21 protein-coding genes and 1 tRNA gene are annotated in these 25,377 nt (G+C 60.1%); 11 read left to right on the top strand and 11 right to left on the bottom strand.

Annotation, left to right across the window (positions count from 1 at the left end; genetic code table 11):
- Nucleotides 1-2 precede the first annotated feature (2 nt).
- Nucleotides 3-980 carry an NADPH:quinone reductase gene (locus tag P2W41_RS15955; protein WP_292899201.1) on the bottom strand — a complete coding sequence of 326 codons (978 nt, stop codon included), beginning with the start codon at nt 978-980 and terminating at the stop codon, nt 3-5.
- Nucleotides 981-1,089: 109 nt separating this feature from the next.
- On the opposite strand from P2W41_RS15955, the gene P2W41_RS15950 reads away from it, so the two are divergent.
- The 5 genes from P2W41_RS15950 to P2W41_RS15930 all read left to right on the top strand — a co-directional run bounded on the left by P2W41_RS15950 (nt 1,090) and on the right by P2W41_RS15930 (nt 6,682).
- Nucleotides 1,090-2,556 (top strand): glutamine synthetase family protein, encoded by a 1,467-nt coding sequence (locus tag P2W41_RS15950; RefSeq protein ID WP_404933730.1) that lies wholly within the window; start codon nt 1,090-1,092, stop codon nt 2,554-2,556.
- 119 nt (nt 2,557-2,675) lie between these two features.
- Entirely contained in the window at nt 2,676-3,773 is a 1,098-nt protein-coding gene (locus P2W41_RS15945) for a polyamine ABC transporter substrate-binding protein (RefSeq protein ID WP_292899205.1), read from the top strand.
- 24 nt (nt 3,774-3,797) lie between these two features.
- Complete coding sequence (locus tag P2W41_RS15940; RefSeq protein WP_404933729.1) at nt 3,798-4,937, top strand: ABC transporter ATP-binding protein; 1,140 nt, start codon at nt 3,798-3,800, stop codon at nt 4,935-4,937.
- 6 nt (nt 4,938-4,943) lie between these two features.
- The gene (locus tag P2W41_RS15935; protein WP_404933728.1) at nt 4,944-5,855 is read left to right on the top strand and encodes an ABC transporter permease subunit; all 912 of its coding nucleotides are present in this window, start codon (nt 4,944-4,946) and stop codon (nt 5,853-5,855) included.
- Nucleotides 5,856-5,857: 2 nt separating this feature from the next.
- The gene (locus P2W41_RS15930) at nt 5,858-6,682 is read left to right on the top strand and encodes an ABC transporter permease (protein WP_404933727.1); all 825 of its coding nucleotides are present in this window, start codon (nt 5,858-5,860) and stop codon (nt 6,680-6,682) included.
- Nucleotides 6,683-6,698: 16 nt separating this feature from the next.
- On the opposite strand, the gene P2W41_RS15925 is transcribed toward P2W41_RS15930, so the two are convergent.
- The gene (locus tag P2W41_RS15925) at nt 6,699-8,546 is read right to left on the bottom strand and encodes an AsmA family protein (RefSeq protein ID WP_404933726.1); all 1,848 of its coding nucleotides are present in this window, start codon (nt 8,544-8,546) and stop codon (nt 6,699-6,701) included.
- Nucleotides 8,547-8,851: 305 nt separating this feature from the next.
- Between P2W41_RS15925 and P2W41_RS15920 the strand changes: the two genes are divergently transcribed.
- Entirely contained in the window at nt 8,852-10,810 is a 1,959-nt protein-coding gene (locus P2W41_RS15920) for an acetoacetate--CoA ligase (RefSeq protein ID WP_404933725.1), read from the top strand.
- A gap of 302 nt (nt 10,811-11,112) precedes the next feature.
- On the opposite strand, the gene P2W41_RS15915 is transcribed toward P2W41_RS15920, so the two are convergent.
- The 3 genes from P2W41_RS15915 to P2W41_RS15905 all read right to left on the bottom strand — a co-directional run bounded on the left by P2W41_RS15915 (nt 11,113) and on the right by P2W41_RS15905 (nt 17,592).
- Nucleotides 11,113-12,810: an iron ABC transporter permease gene (locus P2W41_RS15915; protein ID WP_292899217.1), complete on the bottom strand. Its 1,698-nt coding sequence runs from the start codon at nt 12,808-12,810 to the stop codon at nt 11,113-11,115.
- A 90-nt stretch (nt 12,811-12,900) separates the two neighbouring features.
- Entirely contained in the window at nt 12,901-13,959 is a 1,059-nt protein-coding gene (locus tag P2W41_RS15910; protein WP_404933724.1) for a Fe(3+) ABC transporter substrate-binding protein, read from the bottom strand.
- A 168-nt stretch (nt 13,960-14,127) separates the two neighbouring features.
- Nucleotides 14,128-17,592: a PAS domain S-box protein gene (locus P2W41_RS15905; RefSeq protein ID WP_404933723.1), complete on the bottom strand. Its 3,465-nt coding sequence runs from the start codon at nt 17,590-17,592 to the stop codon at nt 14,128-14,130.
- A 351-nt stretch (nt 17,593-17,943) separates the two neighbouring features.
- On the opposite strand from P2W41_RS15905, the gene P2W41_RS15900 reads away from it, so the two are divergent.
- The 4 genes from P2W41_RS15900 (at nt 17,944) to P2W41_RS15885 (ending at nt 19,818) form a co-directional block, all read left to right on the top strand.
- The gene (locus P2W41_RS15900; protein ID WP_404933722.1) at nt 17,944-18,399 is read left to right on the top strand and encodes a phasin; all 456 of its coding nucleotides are present in this window, start codon (nt 17,944-17,946) and stop codon (nt 18,397-18,399) included.
- 206 nt (nt 18,400-18,605) lie between these two features.
- Nucleotides 18,606-18,682, top strand: a tRNA-His gene (locus P2W41_RS15895).
- A gap of 163 nt (nt 18,683-18,845) precedes the next feature.
- A complete protein-coding gene (locus P2W41_RS15890; protein WP_404933721.1) occupies nt 18,846-19,460 on the top strand; it encodes a hypothetical protein in 615 nt (204 codons plus the stop codon).
- Nucleotides 19,461-19,533: 73 nt separating this feature from the next.
- Nucleotides 19,534-19,818, top strand: coding sequence for a hypothetical protein (locus P2W41_RS15885; protein WP_292899224.1), 285 nt, complete (start codon nt 19,534-19,536; stop codon nt 19,816-19,818).
- A 21-nt stretch (nt 19,819-19,839) separates the two neighbouring features.
- Here the strand turns inward: P2W41_RS15885 and P2W41_RS15880 are convergent, their stop codons facing one another.
- The 3 genes from P2W41_RS15880 to P2W41_RS15870 all read right to left on the bottom strand — a co-directional run bounded on the left by P2W41_RS15880 (nt 19,840) and on the right by P2W41_RS15870 (nt 23,635).
- Nucleotides 19,840-20,940, bottom strand: a complete 1,101-nt coding sequence (locus P2W41_RS15880; RefSeq protein ID WP_404933720.1) for a diguanylate cyclase — start codon at nt 20,938-20,940, stop codon at nt 19,840-19,842.
- Nucleotides 20,941-21,032: 92 nt separating this feature from the next.
- The gene (gene xseA / locus P2W41_RS15875; protein WP_404933719.1) at nt 21,033-22,604 is read right to left on the bottom strand and encodes an exodeoxyribonuclease VII large subunit; all 1,572 of its coding nucleotides are present in this window, start codon (nt 22,602-22,604) and stop codon (nt 21,033-21,035) included.
- A 68-nt stretch (nt 22,605-22,672) separates the two neighbouring features.
- On the bottom strand, nt 22,673-23,635 hold the full coding sequence (locus P2W41_RS15870) for a LysR substrate-binding domain-containing protein (protein ID WP_292899229.1): 963 nt from the start codon (nt 23,633-23,635) through the stop codon (nt 22,673-22,675).
- 158 nt (nt 23,636-23,793) lie between these two features.
- On the opposite strand from P2W41_RS15870, the gene P2W41_RS15865 reads away from it, so the two are divergent.
- Nucleotides 23,794-24,096, top strand: a complete 303-nt coding sequence (locus tag P2W41_RS15865) for a DUF1127 domain-containing protein (protein ID WP_292899230.1) — start codon at nt 23,794-23,796, stop codon at nt 24,094-24,096.
- A 144-nt stretch (nt 24,097-24,240) separates the two neighbouring features.
- Here the strand turns inward: P2W41_RS15865 and yacG are convergent, their stop codons facing one another.
- From yacG to infA, 3 genes are read right to left on the bottom strand one after another with little or no spacing between them, the layout of a single operon-like run.
- Nucleotides 24,241-24,438: a DNA gyrase inhibitor YacG gene (gene yacG, locus P2W41_RS15860; RefSeq protein WP_292899232.1), complete on the bottom strand. Its 198-nt coding sequence runs from the start codon at nt 24,436-24,438 to the stop codon at nt 24,241-24,243.
- 1 nt (nt 24,439) lies between these two features.
- Nucleotides 24,440-25,072: a Maf-like protein gene (locus P2W41_RS15855; RefSeq protein WP_404933718.1), complete on the bottom strand. Its 633-nt coding sequence runs from the start codon at nt 25,070-25,072 to the stop codon at nt 24,440-24,442.
- Nucleotides 25,073-25,098: 26 nt separating this feature from the next.
- A complete protein-coding gene (infA, locus tag P2W41_RS15850) occupies nt 25,099-25,317 on the bottom strand; it encodes a translation initiation factor IF-1 (RefSeq protein ID WP_006200926.1) in 219 nt (72 codons plus the stop codon).
- Between the last annotated feature and the right edge of the window lie 60 nt (nt 25,318-25,377).

Here is a 25,377-nt window from a genome sequence, read left to right as displayed (position 1 = left end):
GGTCAGGCGATGTCGAGCACGACATTGCCGACAACGTCGCCGCGTTCCACGGCTTCATGCGCCTTGACGATGTCGCGCAGGGCGAAGCGCTCGCCGATCGAATGTTTGAGCGCGTTTTTCTCAAGCATGGCTGTGAGTTGGCCGATCGCGGTCTCTCGCTCCCGCGCGAGCAGTTCATAGACCACAAAGACCTGCAGCGTCAGGCTGTTCCACAGCAATGTGGGAAACGAGACGGGTATGTCTCCGGCAAGGCTGGAACCATAGCAGACGATCTTGCCGTGGGGCGCCAGCGCGCCATTCGAGATGATCGCGGTGGTGGAATAGAGGTCCATATCAATGAGACCGTCCACACCCTTGCCTGTGGTAAGCCCTTTCACCGTGGCGGCCACGTCCTTGGCCTTGTAGTCGATCACGAAATCCGCGCCCGCGGCGCGGGCGTGGGCGGCACGACCGGGCGAGGCGGTGGCGATAACCCGCGCGCCGCGGGCTTTGGCGACCTGGGTGGCATAATGCCCCACCGAAGAGCCGGCGCCGGTGACGAGAATTGTCTTGGCCTTGACGGTCTCGAAGAGATTGACGGCATGCATGGCTGTCAGCGCGGGTATGCCAAGACAGGCGCCTGTCGCGTAGTCGACATTCGCGGGCAGAGGGACCGCCTGCGCTTCCGGCAGCACGATCGCCTCGGCAGCCGTGCCGAAGGGGCGTCGCCACTGGCCGTTCCAAACCCAGACACGCTGGCCGACGCGACCGTGATCCACGCCAGGCCCGACGGCGTCGATATCGCCTGCACCATCGCTGTGCGGAATGACGCGCTCGGCATTCAGAGGCCGGCCACGTCGCGCTTTTACATCGGACGGGTTGACGCCCGAGGTAACAAGCCGGACACGCACCTCGCCGGGCCCGGGCGCGGGAAGGGGCATGTCGCCTAGTTCCAGAACATCGCGCGCCGCGCCGTTGCGCTCATACCATGCTGCTCTCACTGCTCGCTCCCGCCCTGACACCTGCCGCGGGTCCGCCCGCTCCAGCCATTGACAAGGTTCGAAATTCCGGCGCAGGCTTTGTCATCCGCAACCATGACACAGGCCAGTCTTGAACCGCCCCGAAACGAATATCGATACAGACGTTAAGCCCAGTCCTGCCGTTTCGCCAGAAGCTCGCGACGAAATTTCAACAGAAGTTGACCCTGCCTGTGGAGATTTCATCTCCGCCGATCATGAGGCCGAATACCGCGCCTTTGTCGAGGAGCATCCGGATCTGGAGGCGGTTGAGTTTCTGATTGTCGATCCCAACGGGATCATCCGCGGCAAATGGGCGCCCGGCGACAGCCTCAAAAAGGCGTTTCAGGAAGGGGTGAACTTTCCCATGTCGCTGCACGGCCTCGATGTGTGGGGGCGCGAGGTGGAGGAAACAGGGCTCCACATCGAAACCGGAGACAAGGACGGCTATTGCCGGGCAACGCGTGGGTCGCTTGCGATCGTCCCGTGGGCCAGGCGCAAGACAGCGCAGGTTCTGCTCCAGACCTTCACGCCGGAGGGGGAGCCCTTCATGGCGGATTCACGCCAGGTGCTGAAGCACAAGGTGGCGGAAGCAAATGCGAAGGGGTTCTTTCCGGTCGCGGCGTTTGAGCTGGAATTCTATCTGCTCGATCCGGAAAAGCAGGATCCCGCCGGCATGCCCACCCCCCTTGGCGCTGGCGAGGGGCCAGACCGGCTGCGCATGTACGGGCTCGACGATCTGGCGGAAAACGCAGCACTCTTCGACATGATACGCGACGCCGCCGACGCTCAGAACCTGCCGATCGACACGATCATCAAGGAGGCAGCACCCGGCCAGTTCGAGGTCAATCTGAAGCACCGGGCGGACCCTTTGCGAGCGGCGGATGATGTCATCCTTCTGCGTCGCATCGTGATGGGCTGCGCGCGCGAGCACGGACTGACCGCCACCTTCATGGCCAAACCCTTCATCGATCATGCGGGCAACGGCATGCATGTGCATACATCTATGCTCGATGCAGACGGGCAGAATGTGTTTGCCGGCGAGACGGGCCGTGAACGATTACTGTCGGCGGTGGCCGGTCTGATCGACAGCATGCCCGAATCGCTCATTCTCTACATCAATACCTGGAACGGGTTCCGGCGCATCACGCCGGGATCCTATGCACCCACCCATGCGGTCTGGGCGGAAAACAACCGCTCGGTGGCCTTGCGGATTCCAGTTTCGACCGAGGAAAACAGACGCGTCGAGCACAGAATTTCCGGTGCGGATGCCAATCCGTATCTTGTCATGGCGGCGATTATCCAGGGCATGATTGAGGGGATCGAAGCGGGCGCGCAGCCGCCACCGCCGGTGGAAGGCAGCGCCTATGACGAAAGGGCGGATATCGGGAGAGAACTGCCCGACGACATGGATGACGCGCTGCAGCTTGCTCTGAAAAGCCGCTTCATCGATCGGGCGCTCGGTCCGCTTCTGGCGAAAGTCTATCGCGATCTGAAACGCGCTGAAATCGTCGCCTTCTGGAGTGAGATCACACCGCTGGAGCGCACCACTTATCTCTGAGCGCAAACAGAAATTTGCCGCTTGTCGCATCCCTGAAACGACAATAGGGTTGATGAAAACATGCGGGTGTCGGCGGCGATTTGTGTGCCGGCAAAAACAGTCCCTTGGGGAGAATTTCCATGCTGCGTAAAACCCTTCTAGCCTCCTGCGTTTCCCTTGCCGCGCTCTCTGTTTCGATGACGGCGAATGCGCAGGATCGTGTCGTCAATGTCTACAACTGGTCGGACTATATCGATGATTCCATCCTCGAGGATTTTACCGAGGAAACGGGCATCAAGGTTGTCTATGACGTCTACGATTCCAACGAGATCCTGGAAACCAAACTGCTCGCGGGCGGTTCGGGCTATGACGTCGTCGTGCCGTCGGGCGAGTTTCTCGGCCGGCAGATCAGCGCAGGCGTTTTCCAGAAGCTCGACAAGGACAAGCTCCCTAACCTTTCCAACATGTGGGACATGATCAACGACCGCGTGGCGGTCTATGATCCGGGCAACGAATATTCCATTAACTATATGTGGGGCACGACAGGCGTCGGCTACAATGTCGGCAAGGCCGAAGAGATCCTCGGCACCTCCAAGGTCGATACCTGGGATGTGATGTTCACGCCGGAACTGGCGGCGAAGTTCAAGGATTGCGGCATCTATATGCTGGATTCAGCCAGTGAGGTGGTGCGCTCGGCACTCATCTATCTCGGCCTCGACCCCAATGCGCCATCTTCGGACGACCTTGCGAAGGCGGAAGAACTGCTTCTTTCGGTTCGCCCCTTTGTGCGCAAGTTCCATTCCTCCGAATATATCAATGGTCTCGCCAATGGCGACATCTGCCTGGCGCTCGGCTATTCGGGTGACATTTTCCAGGCCCGCGACCGTGCGGCGGAAGCCGATCAGGGCGTAACCGTGGGCTATGCGATCCCCAAGGAAGGTGCTCTTCTCTGGTTTGACCAGATGGCCATTCCGGCCGACGCAAAGAACGTGGAAGAGGCGCACGAGTTCCTCAACTACATCATGCGTCCCGATGTGATCGCCAAGGCGTCGAACTATGTCGTCTATGCCAATGGCAACAAGGCCGCGCAGGCAGAGATGGACGAAGAAGTCGTGGGCGACCCGGCTGTCTATCCCGACGAGGCGACCATGGAGAAGCTGCAGGCGCCGCTCCCCTATGACATGCGCACTCAGCGGCAGGTGACGCGTATGTGGACCAAGGTGGTGACCGGCCAGTAGGCGGTTTCAGGGCAGGGGACGCCGATGAAGTCGCTCGGCAGCACACGTCGCAGCTTTGCACCCTGGGCCGATCCCCAGGCGAAGCCGTATATTTCCTTCGAGAGTGTCACCAAGACGTTCGGCGATTTCACGGCGGTCGATGACCTGTCCCTCAGCATCTACGAGCGCGAGTTCTTCGCGCTCCTGGGCGCTTCGGGCTGCGGAAAGACCACGCTGCTGCGCATGCTGGCGGGTTTCGAGCAGCCCACCTCCGGCCGCATCTTTCTCGACGGGCAGGATCTGTCGGGCATTCCGCCGCACAGGCGGCCGGTCAACATGATGTTTCAGTCCTATGCGCTTTTTCCGCATATGACGGTGGAAAAGAACATCGCCTTTGGCCTGAAGCAGGATCGCATGCCGGCCGACGAGATCGCCGACCGGGTTGCTGCCATGCTGAAACTGGTGAAGCTTGAGTCCTTTGCCAAGCGCAAGCCGCATCAGCTATCGGGCGGTCAGCGTCAGCGTGTGGCGCTCGCCCGATCGCTCGCCAAACGGCCCAAGCTCTTACTTCTGGACGAGCCCCTTGGGGCGCTCGACAAGAAGCTGCGCGAGGAGACGCAGTTCGAACTGGTCGATCTGCAATATGATCTTGGCCTCACCTTCATGGTCGTTACCCACGATCAGGAAGAGGCCATGACGATGGCTGACCGCATTGCCGTGATGGACAGGGGCAAGGTCATTCAGGTGGCCACCCCAGCGGAGATCTACGAGGCACCGAACTCGCGCTTCGTTGCTGATTTCGTCGGCTCCATCAACATGTTCGAGGGAACCGTCACTGCATCCGACAGCGAGAGTGCGCGCATAGCCGACGCATCGGGGTTCGAGCTTTCGGTGCTCAATGGCGCGGGCGCCGAGAAGGGTGCGAATGTGTGGTTCGCCGTCCGGCCCGAGAAGATCGATATTTCCCGCAACCGACCGGAAGGTGCGATCAACGCGGTTGAGGGAGAGGTCTGGGACATCGCCTATCTCGGCGACATGACCATTCACCACGTCAAGCTGGATGACGGCCGTATCGTAAAGGCAAGCAGCATCAACCGAAGTCGTGCGGTGGATGATGTGCTGACATGGCATGACCGCGCCTGGATCTCCTTTCCGGCCGATGCCGGCGTCGTGCTGACGCGGTAGCTCACGATGGCGCGTTTCATCTCAGCAATCGCCGCCCGTTTCGTTATCGCGCTGCCCTATCTGTGGCTGCTTGTCTTCTTCCTTGCGCCCTTTCTGATCGTCTTCAAGATTTCGCTTTCGGAACCGGCACTCGCCATGCCGCCTTATCAGCCGGTTTTCGACCTTTTCGCCGGATTTTCGGCGTTTTTCGAGAAACTCCGCGCGCTTTCGTTCAGCAATTATCTTTGGCTGTTCGATGATCCGCTTTATGTGAATGCCTATCTTTCGAGCATCTGGATCGCCACGGTTTCGACCCTGATCACGCTGGCCGTGGGTTATCCCATCGCCTATGGCATGGCGCGTGCACCGGCCTCGATCAGGCCGACGCTCCTCATGCTGGTGATCCTGCCTTTCTGGACCAGCTTCCTGATCCGCGTTTATGCGTGGATCGGCATCCTGAAACCGGAGGGGCTTCTCAATCAGTTCCTGATGTTCCTGGGGCTGATCGACGAGCCGCTCGTCATACTCAACACCACGACGGCCATCTATATCGGCATTGTCTATTCCTATCTGCCCTTCATGGTGCTGCCGCTCTATTCGACGCTGGAAAAAATGGACGGATCGCTGATCGAGGCAGCGCGTGACCTCGGTTGCCCGCCCATGGCCGCGTTCTGGAAAGTGACGTTCCCCATGTCGCTGCCCGGCGTGGTGGCCGGCTGCATGCTTGTGTTTATCCCGGCGGTGGGCGAATTCGTCATTCCCGATCTGCTCGGCGGATCGCGGACCCTGATGATCGGCAAGACACTCTGGACCGAGTTCTTCAACAATCGCGACTGGCCGGTATCCTCTGCCGTCGCGGTGATCCTGCTTTTGATCCTGATCGTGCCGATCATGCTCTTCCAGCGCTCACAGGCGCGCTCACGCGAGGCGGGGAATTAGCCATGGCCGGAAGCTGGGGACGTTTCAACATCGTGTCGCTGGTGCTGGGCTTTGCCTTTCTGTACCTGCCGATCCTTCTTCTGGTGATCTATTCCTTCAACGAGTCGCGTCTCGTCACGGTGTGGGCTGGCTTCTCGACGAAATGGTATGTGGAGCTTTTCTCAAATCGGGGCCTGATGGACGCCGCCTGGGTGACGGCGCGGGTCGCCTTCCTGTCGGCCACGGTGGCAACCGTGCTCGGCACGATGGCGGCCATTGCCCTGACGCGCTATACGCGGTTTCGAGGGCGGCTTCTTTTCTCCGGCATGGTGTTTGCACCGCTCGTCATGCCGGAAGTAATCACCGGCCTGTCGCTTCTGCTTCTGTTCGTGGCGATCAATTTCGACCGTGGGTTTTTCACGGTCACAATCGCGCATATCACTTTTTCCATGTGCTTTGTTGCGGTGGTGGTTCAATCCCGCCTGATGAGCTTTGATCAGTCCTTGGAAGAGGCCGCGCTCGATCTTGGTGCAACGCCGGCGAAAGCGTTTTTCCAGGTCACACTGCCTGTAATTCTGCCGGCGGTGATTTCGGGCTGGATGCTGGCTTTCACTTTGTCACTTGATGATCTTGTGATTGCGAGCTTCACATCCGGCCCTGGTGCAACGACGCTGCCTATGAAGATTTACAGCCAGGTACGGCTCGGCGTTACACCGGAGATCAATGCGGTCTGTACCATTTTGATCGGGATTGTGGCGATGGGCGTCATCGCCGCCTCGATTGTCACCAAGCGGCAGGAAGTTCAGCGGCGCCGCGACGAGCAGGCGGCCATAAGAGTGGCTGGCTGAGCCAGGCGCAGGCCGGCTATTCGATCAGAAACGGTGCGATGAAGGGTGCGTTCCAGGAGCCGCCGACGAAGAAGGTTTCGCGCGGTCCCTGATCCGGAGTGTCTTCTTCTGCGGCAGTCTCCCCGCTGGAAGGAGTTTCTCGCGGCATAATGCTTCCGGAAAGGGCAATGCCCCGGCCTGCAAACGGAACCAGCCCGCCAAGCGTGATCTTTTCTCCGGTGGTCAGGCGCGCTTCCGCAGTGTCGATCCACGCAATGCCACCTGCCAGAGTGGCCTTCAAATCCGCACCCTCGATGGCTAGTTCGCCATCGGCGATATCCTGCAAGGGGAAAAAGCTGCCCTTGTCATTGTGCTCCCGAAAGGTCTCGAGATTGAGGCCGACAATGCTGCCCTTACCGAAGCTCGCCGATATGGAGCCGTCGGATGTCTCCAGAACCTCATTGAGCGTTTCGCCATGTCCTTTGAGGAAAACCGAGAACGAACCCTTGCCTTTCGGCATGAACGCCGTGAAATGAAGCTTCTCCCCCATCAGCCCGCCGTCGATGTTCTCGGCCGCAATGCGAAGCTCGGCATGATCTCGGCCCTCAACATTGTCGAGGCGGACACCGAGCTGAAGCATGCCTCCGAAAGCCGTGGCGTCGGAAATATCGAGGCTCACCAGTCCGTCGCGAACCTGCGCGGTCGCGGCCACATCGCTCATCGATACGGATCCGGCGGATGCCTGCGTAGCCGACAGGCGAAGATCAAAATTGAGATCATGGGCCCAGGAAGCCGCAACAGCCTGCGCCGGTGCGTCGGGTTCGGGCGCAAGGGTTTTCAAAAGCGTGCCGAGATCAAGTGCGTTGAAGGCAAGCGTACCGGAAATGGTCGGGCGCGGATCATTGAACGCCACATCGAAAACACCGGTCGCGTTGCTGTCCCCCAGGCTGAACTCGGTGGTTTCGAACTTGATGCGCTTGGCATCGCCTATGATGGTGCTGCGAAGTTTCGCGGCCTTGATCGTGCTGCCCGGCCAGTCCTCGAGCAGCGTCCATTCCAGCACACGCTGAAGAGAGGGAGCCGAGCTTTCCAGAGTGCCGTTGACGAAGGCGTTGTCGACCAGATCGGCTTCGCCCTTGAAGGAAAGCGTCAGCGGCGCGCTTTTTAGCGAAAGCGAAAGAGCGGTCTTGCCGCCTGCGAGCAAAAAGAGGGGCTCGTCGGTCGAGGCGTCGATGGAGAGGCTTTCGCCATGCCAGATACCTCTGGCAGACAGGGTGGCCGCGCGGTTGAGGGCGGGCCAGTTGAAGGTCCCGGTAAGGCCGCTCAGAAAGGGCGGTTTGTTGGCTCCGTTGAGCGCGATAACCCGACCATCCTCGACTTCAACCATCGCAAAACTGTCGTTCGGCAGTGCACTCTTGTCAGGCGTCGCGGGATTGGCGGCAAGCAGTTCACGGGCCATCTCCACCGACTGTGCGAGCTTACCCCAATTGGGTATGGTCGGAACGCGCATGACGCCATCCGTATCGTCAAGCCGCAGCACGGGCCTCACGAGCCGGATCTTGGTGAACACGACCTTGCCGCGCAGGGCTGCTAGTGCGGAAAGGTCGATCTCGACACGCTCGGCTTCCATGACGGGCGCGCCATCGTTGTTCCAGTCCGACAGGACGACATCGTTGAGCACTGCGCTGAAGGAAGGCCACACACGGATTTGAGGGGCGTCGTCCAGCCGAATGCGATATCCGCTCCAGGCACTGAGCTGCTGGGCCACGCTGTCACGCACAATCTGCGTGGAGGCCAGGATTGGCAGACAAACGACCACCAACACCGCGACCACGGCGGCGATCAAAAGAGCCCAAATGCTTTTCTTCATTGCCGACGAGGGCATGGAACCTCATCCTCGACGTTCCGCCCGGCGACTTTGCGGCCAGACTGAACGCTGTCAACTTGGTGGCCGGGAGTGCCACGACACAGCTATGCCGGCAAACCGACTTCACAGCTCTTTACGGGTTTAAACATGACGTATGGCAATTCAAGGACTTGTCGCGTTGTGGAAAGGTATTGCACCGCTTTCTGCAACGCCTGGCCGGGTTTGATGCACGATACGGGAATTGTTTCCGAACAGGCCATTGCCGTTCCGGGGCGGAAATGCATAAGAAGAGCAAACGCCTGGAGGGCAGCGAGGAGGAAAGAATGAGGGCAACGGAGCCACTTTGGACACCATCTCAGGGGCGGAAGACCGAAGCGCCGGTCTCGGCTTTCGCCAGACAAGCGGAGAAGGTGGCTGGCCGTAACCTGCCCGACTACGATGCGCTCCATGCCTGGTCCATAGAGGACCGTGAAGCGTTCTGGTCTCTCGTCTGGGATTTTTGCGGTGTTATTGGCGACAAGGGCGCGCGCATTCTGGAAAACGGAGACCGAATGCCGGGAGCTTCATTTTTCCCGGATGCGCGGCTGAACTATGCCGAGAATCTGTTGCGCAGGTCGGGCAGTGATGACGCGGTGGTCTTTCGTGGCGAAGACAGGGTCGAGCGCCGGCTCTCCTGGGATGCTCTGCGCGCGCAGGTGTCGCGCCTCCAGCAGCTCTTTCGCGATCGGGGTCTGAAAGCCGGCGACCGCGTGGCGGCGATGATGCCCAACATGCCCGAAACGCTCGCGGCGATGCTTGCTGCCACGTCGCTTGGTGCCGTGTGGTCGTCCTGCTCGCCCGATTTCGGCATTCAGGGTGTTCTCGACCGGTTCGGTCAGATCGAGCCAACCATTTTCATCGCGCCCGACGGCTACTGGTATGGCGGTAAATCTTTTGATGTTTCAGACAAGATTGCTGCGGTCCTCGACAAACTGCCGAGCGTGAAGCTGGCATTGATCGTCGACTATCTGGGTCATGCGGAAGAGTCCGCTGCAAAGATCGGCAAGGCCGAGGCTTACGGCAAGGCTGTGGAGCGCTATGAGGATGGTGAGCTTGCATTTGAGCGCCTCCCATTTTCGCACCCGCTTTACATCCTGTTTTCATCCGGCACGACCGGTGTCCCGAAATGCATTATCCATTCGGCGGGCGGTACGCTTCTTCAGCATTTGAAGGAGCACCGTCTCCATGCCGGGCTCAAGCCCGGCGACCGCTTGTTCTATTTCACCACTTGCGGCTGGATGATGTGGAACTGGCTGATGAGCGGACTGGCGTCGGAGGCCACTCTATTGCTTTACGACGGGTCTCCGTTCCATCCAGACGGTAATGTGCTCTTCGATTATGCCGATGCCGAACGCATGACCTATTTCGGCACGTCTGCCAAGTTCATCGATGCGGTGCGCAAGGCCGGCTTGAAGCCAATGGAAACCCATGATCTTTCGACTGTCGAGACGATATCGTCGACCGGCTCGCCCCTCGCGCCGGAGAACTTCGCCTTTGTCTATGAAGGTATCAAGAAAGACATCCATCTCGCCTCGATCTCGGGCGGGACAGACATCGTCTCCTGCTTTGTGCTCGGTGTGCCCACCTTGCCGGTCTGGGTCGGCGAAATTCAGGCGGCGGGGCTGGGTATGGCTGTCGAGGTCTGGGACGATGAAGGGCGACCCCTTGAAATGGGCAAGGGCGAACTCGTCTGTACCCGCGCCTTTCCGGCCATGCCGATCGGATTCTGGAACGACCCGCAGGACGAAAAATACCATGCAGCCTATTTCGACCGCTTCGACAATGTGTGGTGCCACGGCGACTTTGCCGAATGGACGGAGCATGGCGGCATTGTCATTCATGGCCGTTCCGACGCGACGCTGAACCCCGGCGGCGTGCGCATCGGCACGGCGGAGATCTACAATCAGGTCGAGCAGTTGCCGGAAATCCTGGAGGCGATTTGCATCGGACAGGAGTGGGAAGACGATGTGCGCGTTGTCCTTTTCGTGCGGCTGGCCGAAGGCGTGAGGCTCGACGAGGCGCTGGAAAAGACGATCCGCACCAAGATCAGAACAGGGGCAAGCCCGCGTCACGTGCCGGCACGCATTGTGGCAGTGGCGGACATCCCACGCACGAAATCCGGCAAAATAACCGAGCTTGCCGTGCGCGACATCGTTCACGGACGCTCTGTGAAGAACAGGGAAGCGCTCGCCAACCCCGAAGCGCTCGATCTTTACCGCGATATTCCCGAGCTACGCGCCTGAACCCGGCTTGACATGGTAAACAAATGGTAACGCCGAAATTTACCGAGACTTCACAAGTGGTACATTTCGGTAAATTTCTCTGCGAGTCGGTAAGGTTCTGTTAAGGGTTTGCCCGCGATAGTGTCGGCTAACTTGACGAGCCGGACACAGGTTCCGACTGTTCATGCAGATGTTCGCCAAGCCCCGTTTTTGACAGCATTCAAGATCCTTCAGGCGCCCTTTCCCGGGCGCTTTTTTTTGCCCGGATTTCTCTCCGCCCATGTGGGCGCAACAATGGATCAATTCAGCTTCCTGATAGGGGGTCAGGTGTTGTGGTCGCGCATGAGTGGGCGCGACAGAAGAATGACCGGCACAATGGCCGTGGCGATGATGAGGAGCGCGGCGACTGCGCCGTCTTCCACGACGCCGCGAGACGCATTTTCATAAACATGCGTTGCGAGCGTACGGAAGCCGAAGGGACGCAGCAGAATGGTCGCCGAAAGCTCTTTCACCGTGTCCACAAAGACGAGGATGGCTGCCGTCAGAATAGCAGGTTTCAGAAGCGGCAGGAGAATGGTCAGAGCGCTCTGGTTTGCTGTCTTGCCTAGGCTGCGCGCAGCCTGATCCAGATTGGGTGGTAGCTTTTCCAGCCCCGAGCGAACCGCGCTTTCAGCCAGCGCCAGAAAACGGATCGTGCAGGCGATGACAATGGAAGCCGCAGTCCCGGTCAGGAAAAGGCCGGTGGAAAAGCCGCCATAGGTGCGTGCGGCGTTGTCGATCGTATTGTCGATAGCAGCGAGAGAGAGAAGCAGACCAAGGCCGAGGATCGTGCCGGGCAGGGCATATCCGATCGAAGCAAGCCGCACCAGCGCCATCGTGTACGGCGAGCGCGAGAGGCGCATGGCATTGAGAAGCAGTAGCGCGATGACGACGGTCGCGATCGCGGTGATGCCGGCCACCGTAACGCTGGTCAGGAACGCCTGCAGAACCTGTGGATCCGCAAACTGGTAGAGCCGCTTCGAGACGTAGCGGCCAAAAACGAAAAGCGGCACGCCGAAGCCCGACAGGATGGGCAGGATGAGAGCGCCGGTGGCGAGACCGCCTTTGAAACCGGGAAGCGGCAGACGGGGTGGGCGCGCATGCATCTGGGTGCCGCGGGCGCTGTGAAAACGTTGCTTGCGCCGCGCCCATTGTTCGGCTGTCAGAAGCAGAAACACGATTACCAGCATCACGGAAGCGATCTGGGCGGCCCCTTCGAGGCTCCCGCGATTGAGCCAGGTGGCGTAGACAGAGAGCGTGAGCGTGCGAACGCCGAGATACTCCACCGCGCCAATGTCGTTTAGTGTTTCCATCATGACCAGCGCCAGGCCGGCGACGATGGCCGGGCGGGCGACAGGCAACAGGATGCGGAAGAAGACGCGCGCCGGCCGCGCGCCCAGCGTGCGCGCCACATCGGCAATGTTTCGTCCCTGCATGAGGAAGACGACGCGGGCGGTGAGATAGACATAGGGAAAGGTGACAGACGTCACCACAAGAGCCGCGCCCCAGGTGGAGCGGATGTCGGGAAACCAGTAGTCGCGCGCGCTTTCGAAGCCGAAGACGGCGCGGAGCGCTGTCTGCAAGGGGCCGACATAGTGAAAGAACTCGCCAAAGGCATAGGCAGCCAGATAGGTGGGAACCGCGAGCGGCAGCACCAGTGCCCATGAGAGAAGCCGGCGCAGCGGAAACTCGTAGCCGACCACCAGCCAGGCCGATCCGACACCGATAACCGCCGTGCCGATGGCGACAAGTCCAAGCAGTACGAGTGTCGTGCCAAGCGATTGTGGCAAGACGTAGCGCAGGAGGTGAGGCCAGGCTTCTCCCGATCCGGAAAGCGCGACGAAGAGGATCGTGGCGACAGGAAGCATGACCGCCAGCGCGATCATGAGACTGCCGAGCCGCGCGACACCGTGCTTCTCTCCCCGAACGCGGGGAAAGCGGTGTTCACGAAGGGGAGCTGTCGGCGCTGGCTGGAGGGTCATGGCAACAGAGGCGATATGGCGGCGGGTTTACCCGCAAAAGCAAAAAGCCGGGCCCCGCAAAGGACCCGGCTTTTGCGTCTTAAAGATGGATCAGCTGGCCGGACCGTCATCGAGACCGACGCGATCGACCATCTCGGAAGCCGCCTTGCGGTTCTTTGCGATCTCGGCGAGCGGCAGGCTGTCCGGCTTGATCTTGCCGAAGGACTGCACGGTTTCAGAAACCGTGGCACCGGGAAGAACCGGATACTCATAGTTGGTCTCGGCATAGATCGACTGCGCTTCGGCGCTGCCCAGGAAGCGCATCAGCTCCAGCGCTTTGTCGCGATTCGGCGCATGCTTCGCCATGGCCATGCCGGAAATGTTGACGTGGGTGCCCCGATCTTCCGAATTTGGGAAGAGGACCTTCATCGAAGCGGCCCAGTCCTTCTGCTCCGGCTCTTTCTCATTGTTGATCATGAGGCCGACGTAATAGGTGTTGCCGATGCCCAGATCGCATTCACCGGCATAGATCGCCTGCGCCTGCGCCCGGTCGTTGCCGCTCGGCTTGCGTGCGAGATTGGCCTTGAGACCCTTCATCCACTCCTCCGCCTTCTCCTCGCCGTGATGGGCGATCATGGAGGCGAACAGGGCGATGTTGTAATTGTGCTGGCCGCTGCGCATGCAGATCTTGCCCTTCCACTTGGGATCGGCAAGCTCTTCATAGGTGATGGTGTCCTGCTCGACGCGCTCCTTGGAGGCGTAGACAACGCGGCCGCGCGTGGTGACACCGAACCAGTGCCCCTCCGGATCGCGGAACTCGGACGGAATTTCGGAATTGACGGTCTCGTCCTCGACGGGCTGCGTGATGCCCTTTTCCTTGGCGTTCATCAGGCGACCGATATCGACGGTCAGGATGACATCTGCCGGCGAGTTGGAGCCTTCCGCCGCAATACGATCTTCAAGTCCCTTGTCCAGAAACAGGACTTCGGTCTCGATCCCGGTCTTCTCGGTGAAAGCGTCCAGCAGCGGCTGGATGAGGAAGGGCTGGCGGTAGGAATAGATGTTCACCGTTCCCTCAGCCTGGGCCGCAGGCAGAGTGGTAGCAAGCGTTCCTGCTGCAACGAGCGCGGCAAGACCGGCGCGGGCAGCGATCAGTTTGTTTGTCAGCATTGGTGTCTCCAAACCTGTGGGATTAAAGGTCCCAGGGAATGCGCAGCGATTGCTCCGCAATGCGGGGACATCTCGCGGAAAAAACATCGTGCGTCAAGAAAAATACAAACAATATCATTAGTTTAGAAATATTCTAAACTGCAAATGTCATCTTTTCTGACCGGAGGTTCAGTCGGCGAGAACACGCGTCGGCGGGAAAGAAACCTCAACCAGCGTTCCTTCACCTGGCACGGAATTGATGGCAAAGGCGGCACGATTGGCTTCCACCATTGCGCGGGTCAGCGGCAGACCGAGACCGGTGCCGTCACCGCGCTTGCGCTTCAAGCTGTTGATTTGCTTGAAAGGTTTCAGCGCCTCTTCGACCTCTGCGGGGCTCATGCCAATGCCGGTATCACGCACGCGAATGAGGACCGAGCCGTCCGAGCTGTAAGCCGTCGATATGATCACTTGTCCACCGGCGGGCGTATAGCGCACCGCATTGGACAGAAGATTGAGCGCGATCTGGCGAACGCTGCGCGGATCGGCCACCACATCCGGCAGATTGGAGGCGAAGCTCGAACGAATGATGACACGCTCGCGATTGGCTTGCGGCTGCATCATGGCCACGGTTTCGCCGAGCACATCGTTCAGGGACACGGCCTCATAGTGCATTTCCTGCTCGCCGGCCTCGATCTTGGAAATGTCGAGCAGATCGTTGACGAGGTCGAGCACATGATTGCCCGAACGATTGATATCCTGCAGATAATCGCGGTAGCGGTCATTGCCGATCGGGCCGAATTTCTCATCGAGCATCAACTCTGAAAAGCCGATGATGGCGTTCAGCGGTGTGCGGACCTCGTGGCTGACGCGCGCCAGAAATTCGGTTTTTTGCGAGGAAGCGCGTTCGGCCTCGGCGCGCGCCTGGGTCAACTCCTCCGCCGCGCGTTTCCACTGCGTGACATCGCGCAGCACGGCGCAGAACCCGCTGCTGTGGGGCAGGCGCCCGATCGTCATGAAGAGCGGGATGAAGCGTCCCTGCGCCTCGCGTCCGATCACCTCCAGACCATCGTTGAGAACACTGGCAACGCCGTTGTCAGAAAGGCTTTCAAGATGCGCGCGCACAGCTCCCTGACTCTCGATGGCAAACAATGCGGTAAAGGGTTTACCGGTCACGTCCTGGGCGTCAAAGCCGAAAAGGGCTTCCGCCGGCCGGTTGGTGGAGCGGACATTGCCGTCATTATCGATGACAACCACGCCATCCGTCGCCGTGTCGACGATCGCCCGCATCTCGGCCAGATGCATCTGTAGCTCGGCTGTTTGCGCTTCGAGCTCGGCGTCGTTCACCGCCTCAGCCTGGGTATCAGCCGCGCTGGTCTCTGCCGTTGCGGCAGAAGCGTTCATCTCGCTTTCGATTGGCTGTATCGCGAGAAGGAGGGCCTTCCCACCGCGCCAGGGAACGGATTGCAGATGCGCATGTACATCGTGCTCGTCCCCTTGAGCGGTCCGAATTATCAACGCCTGGGCATCGGTTGGGGACTGTGAAACCTCGTAGCTTTCCGGGAAAAGCGCGTCGAGGCCACCGCTTTCCTCAAGCGCATTCAGATCCGGATAACCGGTCAGGTCGAAAAACGCCTTGTTGGCGTAATGGAGCCTGTCTCCCGCATGAATGAGGATCGGCAACGGCAGCCCGGCCAGCAACCCGGGGCTGTTCTCGTCACTGTCTGCCGGCATCGTGTAAAATGCAGAGGGCAGGATTGCCGGCGATGCCGTCGGAGCGGGAGGTGGATTGTCGGCTTCCGCGGTCTCCAGATCGGCTATATCATCTGTCGCCGCTGCCACAGGCTCTTGTTGATCTGGTGCGGTGTCTACCGCGCTTCCAGTGTCGGAAGCAGCGGCCGTCTCGACCGGGGCGCTTTCCGACACCGGTTCAATCCCCTCCGGGGAAGCTTCGTCTGCAGGCGTGTCACGCTTCTCGACATTCCCTTCTGCAAGACTTTCCTGGCGCAAACGCGCACCGATCTCCCGGAAGGCCGTGGTTTCCGTTGGGGACAATCCGCCTTCCGAAACCGATGGAGTGCGGTGTTCGGCAAGGCGGATGATCTTCACCTGCTCGGGTGGCGCTACGTCCGTTTCCTGCGCGGGCTGGATTGTTGTAGGAACCTCGGCTTCCACGTCGGAACTGACGGGTTGCGCCAGGGCGCTTGCCGGCTCTTCGTCTTCGTGCGGCACTGGCTCCTGGCTCTCTTCCGGCGTGGCAGGCTCCGTCGCAGTAAATTCTGCCTCATCGCGCGAGGGCAGGGGCGCGCCGGGTGCGAGTACGAGACCAATCCCCTCAGGGTCTGTCACCGCGTCGTTCATACGCGCCAGACCGAACCCGTGAAAGCCTTCGAAAATGCGGCCACGACCATAAATGGGAAGGGCGGCCAGATCGACGGGAACCTTGAGGTCGGTGCCTTCAACAGGCCACATCACAGTTCGCCCCGACCAGGTGTCGCGACGTTCCAGCAGCGCCGAAATTCGCCCTTCGGGGTCAAGCCCGAACGCATTGGACACTTCGCGGAACCGGCGGCCCATGACATCGGCTGCCGCCGGGCCGACAGCCTCGGCGAAAGCATCGGACAAGGCGGTGAAACGGCCTTCCGCGTCCGTGCGCCAGGCAAAGCGGACCGTGCCCCTGGGCCGCTCGACAGGCGCTGCCGCAGCTGAAGCTTCCGCCTCGTCTTCGACAGGGGCGACGGCAACGTTTTCTACATTGGCCGGCGTCTCTTCCGTCTCTGGGCCGTCGTCGATGTCTTGGCCGTCAGCCTTTGGGGGCGGCGACATTGGAGGCGTGGTCGGCGTGAGACCGAACTCCCTCACCTGCGACAAGGGCTCGGGACCGTTCGTCGATGAATATCCGGCATGGGTAACATCCGGCTGGGTGGACGGTGCGTCTTCGCCAGAGAAAACCGGTTCCGGAGCCGAAGGCTCGTCCTGTTGTAGGGGGGCGTTCTGCTCATCGACGACCACGAGCAGATGCCAGGCTGGTTCATCAGTGAGCTTGGCGAAGGCGGCGGGGCGGCGGCGCGCGCCACCTTCCACCATTCGCTTGACCAGCCGGTCTTTCTCATCGCGCACTTCCGCGACGAGCGCACGCAGCGTCTCGCGTTCAATGCCAAGCGCCTCAAAATTGTTGGAAGCGGCCGCGATGAAACCATGTTCATCGACGAGAGCGGCAAACTGGTCGGCCGCGTCGAAGCCCTGCACCGCGGCTGCCGCGCGGAAACTGTCGTCGCGCATGCGGGTCGAGCTTGCCTTGCACGCGAGCAATATGGCCGCCTCGCCGCCGGGCAACACGATCGTGGACGCGCTCAGATTAACGATCGGAGATCTGACACCGCGCCCAAGGCGGGTAGCGACGGCGCGTTCCCCGGAAATTCTCGGAAAGCCCGGTGTTGCGGAGATCTGGCGCCGGATTGTCGTGGCCAGGCCGCTTTCGGCGCCGATGGCTTCATCGATGTTGCGATGGCCGATCAGCGCTGCCCCGGGGCCGTTCGCCCAGATTACCGTGTCGAGTGTGGTGGTGAGGATGAGCAGGGCATCGCCAGCGGCAAAGCGTTCACGCACCTGATCCAAAACCGCAATATCAACAAAGGAATATGAGACAGACGCCATTCAAACGAGCCAGACAATTTTCTTCACGCGGGCCGGCCGGAGATTCGCAGGGCACGGCAATCGCAACGGTTCAAACAGCATCGGGCTGCCATCCTCAACCGCAGAACGCGGCATCCCGACAACGACGTTAACACCTTATTAATAAAAGCATGTGGCCGCGAGGTCCACAAATGCCTGGGGCCCGTTGCCACGAATTCTATCTGATTGGTTAACCGCGCAGGGTTATGAATGTTGCATCGCAACACAAATGTTGCAATGCACAATAAGCGGTGCTATATAGGGGTCATGAATTGTCGGGCGGGTGTCAACCAGACGGAGACCGCCATGAACGAGAACCAAAGGACCTTGGATATGACCAAGACCACGCAGAAAGACAACGGAACGGTCGAGTTCCCAACGTTTGACGCGACGCAGGCGAGCGAGCAGTTTCGCGCCTTCGCTGAAAAGAGCGCCGAGCAGACGAAAGAAGTCTATGCCCGCATGAAGGTGAATGCTGAAGAGACCCAGAAGGCTCTCGAGGCTACCTTCGAAAACGCGAAATCGGCTGGCAATGAGTTTACCTCCAAGTCGATTGCCGCGCTGCGCGAGGGCACCGAAGCCAATCTGGCCCATCTTGAGGCTCTGGCTGGCGCCCGTTCCTTCGCCGAACTTGTCGAGATGCAGAGCAACTTCATGCGCAAGCGTATGGAAGTCGCTGTGGATCAGATGAAGGACTTCCAGGCCACCTCGCAGAAGTCGGCCGAAACGGTTGCGAAGCCGATGAAGGATGTCTTCGAAAAAACAGTCAAGGAACTGCGCGTCGCCTGAGGCGTTTAGCGCTAAAGAAAGTCCGGCAGCGCACTCCTCCTCCCGTCGCTGCCGAGTGGGTCCGAAACCTCCTCCCTTCGGTCCCTTGTGAAAAAGACCGGGATCCTCCCCCCGGTCTTTTTTCTTTTGTTCTTTTGGCTTGAAAAAGCGATCATTTGCCCGTATTGACGCGGACGCCGGTCACCGGTCGTGTGTACCGGACGTGTGCGGTTGTAGCTCAGTTGGTTAGAGCGCAGGATTGTGGCTCCTGAGGTCGGTGGTTCGAATCCACCCAACCGTACCATTTCTCAAAAATCCTTCCGCTCCTTTTCTTCCGCGCTACACGTGAATGGCTGTTTTGGCGTAAAGGCTGGCTTGTCAGGCATTGACGGTCTACGCCTTTTTATCATTTGCCGATCGCTGATGGTTCTCCCAGACTATCCCATGCCTTAAGCAGGGAGGTTGAGATGGGCGTTCTGGTCGACGCGAGATTCTGGACAATGGCCACGAACCAGATGTGGTTGAGTTTTCCGCCACCCGATCAGCCGATTTCAAACCAGCAGCTTGCTGAAATCCTGGAGATCGGCTGTCAAACCTTTTCGGAGGTGTTGGCCGATCCGGAATACGCGCGGGATCTGGAAGAGGTGGTCGCCCTGCGCGGCACGGTGGACACCGAAGCGCCCGGATGGCTCGAGGATTTCCGTGGGTTCTTCGAGAGATTTGCCCAACGCGAGCGTGCGCTTCTCGTCCAATCCCAGATGGAAGAGCAGGTGGCTGTCAGACTTCTTGCGACGCTCCGGGAGATCGTTGCGCATACCGCCGACACGGAGCGATGGATTGCCGAAACTGAAGATCTGGACCGATTGTTCAGGGTCTCCAGAGAGATCTGCTGCGGCTATGCTGAGAGGGCGCGGAATGACGCGATCCGGGCCTCGCCGGAAGAGCGCAGAAAACTGGTAGATGATGCGATTGAACTGGTTGGGGCTGGCGCGATGATCGCCATAAACACGGCCGCGTGGGAAGCCACGTCCGTGATCGGCGGCAGCCTGATGATTATCGGCGTCGCGCGCCGGCGCTTCTAGGGACAAATTCTGGTCATTCGGCTGGGCAGAGCCGTGTACCGCGGGCGGCGGTTGTGGGAACACGGAGACAGGGATGAGAGATCTTTTTCGACTGTCGCGTTACCATTGGCTGGCACTGTTTCTGGCAATGTCCCTGTGTGCCTTCGCCACAGCTTTTTTGTCATTTCAGCTTGTCAACATCGCCATGGCAAATCTGGATTTCATCCTGAAACACGGCCTGATGGGCATTGCGGATGGCGGTCTCCTGCAGTTTCTTTCGATTCTTGCGAGGGGACTGCTGATCGTGATCTTCTATTTCTGCTTCAAGGGCATGGAAGCGGAACTGCTGCAGAGATGGCGAAGTATCGGTCGTCGCTGAACCGTTCGAGGGGCGGCGCTTTCAGGCCGCCAAGGCGATTTCGACGCGGTTGCGGCCCGCTTCCTTGGCGCGGTAGAGTGCCATGTCTGCGCGTTTGAAGGCAGTCGTGAACGCTTCGGATTCAGTGCTGCCATCGCTTGCGTACAGGCCAATGCTCACACTCAGTGTGATGTCCAGCTTACCCTCGTGGCGATAGGGGGTGCCGGCGACGGCCTTGCGAAGCCGCTCACCAAGGCCGAACGCGCGTTTGGCGTCGTGCGAGGGTAGAACCAGGGCGATCTCCTCGCCGCCGTACCGTGCCACCAGATCCGTCTTGCGCACATTCGAGCGAACAAGAACGGCAAGATGCTGCAAAACCTTGTCGCCGACATCGTGTCCATGCGCATCGTTGATCTGCTTGAAATGATCGATATCGATAAGCATCAGTGCACAGGCATCGCCCTGCTGGTTGGCGGTCTCCATCAGGTCCGGGCCTCGCAGATCGAAGGCGCGTCGGTTTGCGAGGCGTGTCAGGGAATCCGTTGAAGCTTCCTGGCTAAGGACGCTCTCGCGTTCGAACTGTCGCTTCTGTCGATCAACGATGCCCCCGACGATCATCGTGCCCAGAATGTTCATGACCAGCATGACGGGACCGACCTTCTTCAATATTCCCATCGCGGTTTCAAACGGCAGAAGAAACATCGAGACCAGCGAAGCAGCGCAGAAGAGACCGAGCATCGCGAAGGAAAAGAGGCCATTTCGCCGGCCTTTGAAATAAAGGGCGAAAGCGATGCCGGCACTCGCGCACATCAATATGCCGACACCGCCGGGAAGCGCGCCGGCCCCACCCAGCCACAACCGGTAGGAAAAAGCGGCAAGTGTGGTGACGGCGACGGCGAGCCATCCACCAAAGGTCATCGCGAGAATGACGAACGCATTGCGCAGATCGAAGATAATTCCGGGGGCGACTTCGACCGGCAGCATCATTGAGCCGACGGCACCGGCACCGAAAACAAACGCAACCAGCGTGTGACGTACACCCGGTGTAGGGCAACTGCGAAGGACAATATCGTAAAACAATGCAGCGATAGCCGCGATCCCCAAATTCTGCAATACGCCGGAAACCAACAGCGCTGTCGTCATCATACCGTCCTCATTCTGCCGGAACGGTAGGCCTTCAAGGTTTCCATGGGGTAAAGGAAGCGGGACCCTTTCACAGGCCTCCTGCATGATTGCTAGAAGAGGCTGCCCTGGCCCTTCGGCCCATCCCCGGGAGCTTTGCTTTTCTTTGCGCTCGCTGCGGCCTTGCGGCCATCGCTGGCGGCGACGGCACGTGCCATGCCGTCGGCGAACTGGATTTGCAGTTCGAGGCCGGGCTGGATGTCGCTCGCACGTTTCAGCGGTAGATCATCGGGCCCCCGCACCAGCGCAAACCCACGCTCCAGTACACCTTCGTGAGACAGAGATTTGGCAAGCCGCATGGCCTGATCCGCGCTGGCGTGCCCCTGCTTCAAAACCAGATCGACCTGTGTGTCCGCGCGCCGTCCCGTCTGAACAAGGCGATCTCGCCAGTGGGCGATACGCTGGTTGAGCGCAAGGGGAGTCACGCGAGCCGCATCGCGGTCGAAGCGCGTTCGCTGGGCCCGGACCAGTGCGAGAAAAACACCCGGCAGCCGCTCGCGGGAGACACTTGTGCGTCGCCTCGCCTCGCTCAAACGGCGTTCTAGAGTCGCGGGCGAAAGGCGCAGGCTGTTGAAAGCAATACGCTTGCGCTGTGTCGCTGCCGACAGGGCACGACCGAGGCGCCCCGCCGCCTCGTCAAAGCGCCGCCGGGGCAGGGCGAGCAATTGGTCCGGCGAAGGCAGGGCGCGTGAAAGCGCCCGCAAGGCCTGTCGTTTGCGATCTCCTTCACGGGAAATCGCACCTTTGAGACGTGCTGAAAGACGTGCCAGCGATGCTTCCAGTTCCGCCCTCACCGGCACCGCCATTTCCGCAGCACCCGTGGGTGTGGGCGCGCGCCTATCGGCGACGAGGTCAATCAGCGTCCAGTCCGTTTCGTGACCGACAGCGGAGATGACCGGTATATCGGAAGCGGCAACGGCTCGCACCACCGCTTCGTCATTGAAGCCCCACAGATCCTCAAGACTGCCACCGCCACGCGCGACAATCAGAAGGTCCGGCCGGGGCAGAGGGCCTTCCTCGGGCAATGCATTGAAGCCGGCCACGGCGTTCGACACTTCATCCCCCGTGGTTTCTCCCTGCACGCGCACGGGCCAGACCATGACGTGCACGGGAAAGCGGTCGGAAATCCGGTGGATGATATCGCGGATGACAGCGCCGGTGGGCGAGGTGACCACGCCGATGACACGCGGCATGAAGGGCAGCGGCTTCTTGCGGCTGTCGTCGAACAGCCCTTCGGCAGCAAGCTTCTTCTTCCGCTCTTCCAGAAGCGCCATCAGCGCGCCGGCGCCAGCCGGCTCGATGCTGTCGATGACAATCTGGTATTTCGAAGAGCCCGGATAGGTGGTGAGCTTGCCGGTGGCGATGATCTCCAGACCCTCCTGCGGGAGGAATTTGAGCTTGGAGAAAACACCGCGCCAGATGACGGCTTCGATCCGCGCGCGGTCGTCCTTGAGCGCAAAATAGGCGTGGCCGGAAGAATGCGGACCGCGATAGCCGGAAACTTCACCGCGCACACGCACATGGCCGAACGCATCTTCCACGGTGCGTTTCAGCGCACCGGAAATCTCGCTGACGGAAAATTCCGCGACATTGCTCTGCGAATCGGCTGGGCGGGATGTGTTCATGGTACGGAATTGAGACGGGCCGCACCCGCAGGGTCAAGCCCGCGGGGCAAATCAATCCACATGCTCTCCTACCAGCCGTGCAACACCTGCCCGGGCCGCAGGCGCTTGCTGCGCGAATTGAGGAACGCGCCCTGAAAGTCGAAGCTGCCGCTTTCTTCAATGAATGCCGGGACGGAGAGGTTGTCGAGGCTCTCGCTGATATGCCGTGCGAGCGCATCGATGATCTCCACCTGCCCGGTATGACCGCGCATCAGCCCGATATGGCAATCGGGCAGGGGCTTGAAACCATCGGCCTCGCCCAAAACACGCATGCCGGGCCGCAGAGCGCATTCCGGCAAGACAGAGACCGCGAGGCCGGAAAGAACGGCAGTGGCAATGACCGTGGCCGAAAAACTGGTGAAGAGTACGCGATACTGCCGGCCTTCCTCCTCCAGCGCCGCGCAGGCGGTGCGTCGCCACAGGCAGTTGGGCCGTCCGAACGCCATAGGCAGCACCTCGCGTTCGTGCACCGTGTGGTTTGCCGAGCTCACCCAAAGCACCGGCTCTCGCCGAACTGGCTCCGAACCACCCTTGGAATCGTCATGCGTCACAAGCGCCAGGTCAAGGTTTCCGCGCCTGATGTGCTCGACAAGATTGGTCGTGGGTTCGCACGCAACAGACAGTTCGACACGTGGATTGGAGCGGGAAAAGCGCGCCATGATCTCGGGCAGGAAGCGGTCGGCATAATCGTCCGGCGTGCCGATCCGGATATGGCCCTCCAGGCTGGCATCATCGAAGGCCGCCAGCGTCTCGCGGTTGAGGCGTAACATGCGGCGCGCATAGGTCAGCAGCCGCTCGCCTTCTTCTGTCAACCGGTTGGTCCGGCCATCCTTCTGAAAAAGCGCCTTGCCGATCCGCTCTTCAAGACGGCGCATCTGCATGGAGACTGCCGACTGGGTGCGGTGTACTTCCTCGGCCGCGCGGGTGAAGCTTCCCGTGTCGGCAATTGCGATGAATGTCGAAAGCTGGTCGAGGTCGAGCGGGGCAGCCATGGCAAAACCTATCATAGATGTTGATAATAAAGATTAGAAACATTCGTTCGACTAATCAATAACAGTTTGTCAGTCTGCAATCGTTCACGAGACGGGCCCGTCGGTTTCATCGGGATGCCCGCTCATCATTTTCGTTCAAGACACAAAGGATCAGAACGATGACCCGCGCCGAGACCCAAACCTTCGCCATGACCGCTGTTGAGCAGCCGGCCGGCGTGGTGCGCGCGATCACGGTGTCTATTCTGGCCAAAGCAACGAATTACTGGCGGGCGCGAACCGCGATGCGACATCTCTCGGAAATGTCCGACTGGCAGCTCGCCGACATCGGTCTGACGCGAAGCGACGTGGACATGGTGGCCCTGAGGGCCCCGCGAAAGCTCGCAACGCAAGCCTTGCAGGAAATCGCATATGAACGCGCGCGAATGGCGGCGCTCCACGGCGGGACTGCTCCGAAGAAATGACAGCCGCGAAAACCTGACAGCACAGAGATTTTTCTCCCTATGCAGGCATGACTCCCGCAAGGCCGGTTCCCCCCGGCAGCCTGCACATTGCCCGGTCCTCTGGACCGGGCTTTTTTATTGAACGGAGTGGAATGAAAGGATCGATCAGGCGGGGTCGCCGTCTTCCTCGTCGACCGCGCGACCGGGGATCGCGTAGCTGCCCGAAAGCCAGCGATTGAGATCCACATCCTTGCAGCGTTTCGAGCAGAACGGATAAAATGCGCGTTCCGAAGGCTTGTTACATTCAGGGCAGGGGCGTTTCGGACGAAGCGGTGTGATTTTCTCAGACAGGTTCTGGTTCATTCTAACGAGCTCCGGCACCCGAAAGCCAGTTGAAATGGACCTTGTATCCCTCCGCCACCAGCAGATTGACAGTCTCGTAAAGCGGCAGGCCCACTACATTGGAGTACGAGCCCACAAGTTTGACCACGAAAGTTCCGGCCAGCCCCTGAATGGCGTAACCCCCTGCCTTCCCGCGCCACTCGCCGGACGCCAGATAGCTTTCGAGTTCCTCATGCGAGAGACGCTTGAAGCGGACGCGCGTTTCGACAAGGCGCTGGCGCACCTTCCCCGAAGGTGTGATGACGCAAAGCCCCGTGTAGACACGATGCGTGCGCCCGGAAAGAAGTTGCAGGCAGTTGGAGGCCTCGTCCACCATCTCGGCCTTGGGCAGAATGCGGCGCCCGACAGCGACCACCGTGTCCGCGGCCAGCAGATAGCAACCTTCCGCTTCACCATCTTTCTTGAGGCGTTCGTGTGCCTTCTCTGCCTTGCCGAGTGCGAGGCGTTTGGCAAGTGAGCGGGGGTGCTCGCTCTTGAGCGGCGTTTCGTCAATGTTTGCAGGAGCAAGGCGATCAGGTTCGAGGCCGGCCTGCTGCAGGAGCTCGACGCGGCGGGGTGAGCCGGAAGCCAGCACGAGTTTCTGCAGTGCGCTCATTGCTATTTCACCGACCGCATCGGTTTCTATTTGAAGCGGTAGGTGATGCGACCCTTGGTAAGGTCATAGGGCGTCATCTCGACGAGCACCTTGTCACCCGTCAGAACGCGAATGCGGTTCTTCCGCATGCGCCCGGCAGTGTGGGCAATGATCTCGTGTTCGTTTTCCAGTTTGACGCGAAACATCGCGTTGGGCAGCAGTTCGGTGACCACGCCTGGAAACTCCAGGACTTCTTCCTTTGGCATCCGTTACCTTCAGCTTGTTAAAGATTTTCCCGGTCGACGACCGGAATTTGGCGCGGAACC

It is taken from the genome of Nitratireductor sp. L15S-10 (assembly GCF_045011005.1).
GTDB lineage: Bacteria > Pseudomonadota > Alphaproteobacteria > Rhizobiales > Rhizobiaceae > Nitratireductor.
Note: the sequence above shows the minus strand (reverse complement) of the source record. Positions and strands in the feature narration are given on the sequence as shown.

Bases quoted from the DNA above. Each gene is read 5' to 3' on its own strand.
- P2W41_RS15945 (WP_292899205.1), top strand. From the start codon at position 2,676: ATGCTGCGTAAAACCCTTCTAGCCTCCTGCGTTTCCCTTGCCGCGCTC.
- P2W41_RS15940 (WP_404933729.1), top strand. From the start codon at position 3,798: ATGAAGTCGCTCGGCAGCACACGTCGCAGCTTTGCACCCTGGGCCGAT.
- P2W41_RS15935 (WP_404933728.1), top strand. From the start codon at position 4,944: ATGGCGCGTTTCATCTCAGCAATCGCCGCCCGTTTCGTTATCGCGCTG.
- P2W41_RS15930 (WP_404933727.1), top strand. From the start codon at position 5,858: ATGGCCGGAAGCTGGGGACGTTTCAACATCGTGTCGCTGGTGCTGGGC.
- P2W41_RS15925 (WP_404933726.1), bottom strand. From the start codon at position 8,546: ATGCCCTCGTCGGCAATGAAGAAAAGCATTTGGGCTCTTTTGATCGCC.
- P2W41_RS15920 (WP_404933725.1), top strand. From the start codon at position 8,852: ATGAGGGCAACGGAGCCACTTTGGACACCATCTCAGGGGCGGAAGACC.
- P2W41_RS15915 (WP_292899217.1), bottom strand. From the start codon at position 12,810: ATGACCCTCCAGCCAGCGCCGACAGCTCCCCTTCGTGAACACCGCTTT.
- P2W41_RS15910 (WP_404933724.1), bottom strand. From the start codon at position 13,959: ATGCTGACAAACAAACTGATCGCTGCCCGCGCCGGTCTTGCCGCGCTC.
- P2W41_RS15905 (WP_404933723.1), bottom strand. From the start codon at position 17,592: ATGGCGTCTGTCTCATATTCCTTTGTTGATATTGCGGTTTTGGATCAG.
- P2W41_RS15900 (WP_404933722.1), top strand. From the start codon at position 17,944: ATGACCAAGACCACGCAGAAAGACAACGGAACGGTCGAGTTCCCAACG.
- P2W41_RS15890 (WP_404933721.1), top strand. From the start codon at position 18,846: ATGGGCGTTCTGGTCGACGCGAGATTCTGGACAATGGCCACGAACCAG.
- P2W41_RS15885 (WP_292899224.1), top strand. From the start codon at position 19,534: ATGAGAGATCTTTTTCGACTGTCGCGTTACCATTGGCTGGCACTGTTT.
- P2W41_RS15880 (WP_404933720.1), bottom strand. From the start codon at position 20,940: ATGACGACAGCGCTGTTGGTTTCCGGCGTATTGCAGAATTTGGGGATC.
- xseA (WP_404933719.1), bottom strand. From the start codon at position 22,604: ATGAACACATCCCGCCCAGCCGATTCGCAGAGCAATGTCGCGGAATTT.
- P2W41_RS15870 (WP_292899229.1), bottom strand. From the start codon at position 23,635: ATGGCTGCCCCGCTCGACCTCGACCAGCTTTCGACATTCATCGCAATT.
- P2W41_RS15865 (WP_292899230.1), top strand. From the start codon at position 23,794: ATGACCCGCGCCGAGACCCAAACCTTCGCCATGACCGCTGTTGAGCAG.
- yacG (WP_292899232.1), bottom strand. From the start codon at position 24,438: ATGAACCAGAACCTGTCTGAGAAAATCACACCGCTTCGTCCGAAACGC.
- P2W41_RS15855 (WP_404933718.1), bottom strand. From the start codon at position 25,072: ATGAGCGCACTGCAGAAACTCGTGCTGGCTTCCGGCTCACCCCGCCGC.
- infA (WP_006200926.1), bottom strand. From the start codon at position 25,317: ATGCCAAAGGAAGAAGTCCTGGAGTTTCCAGGCGTGGTCACCGAACTG.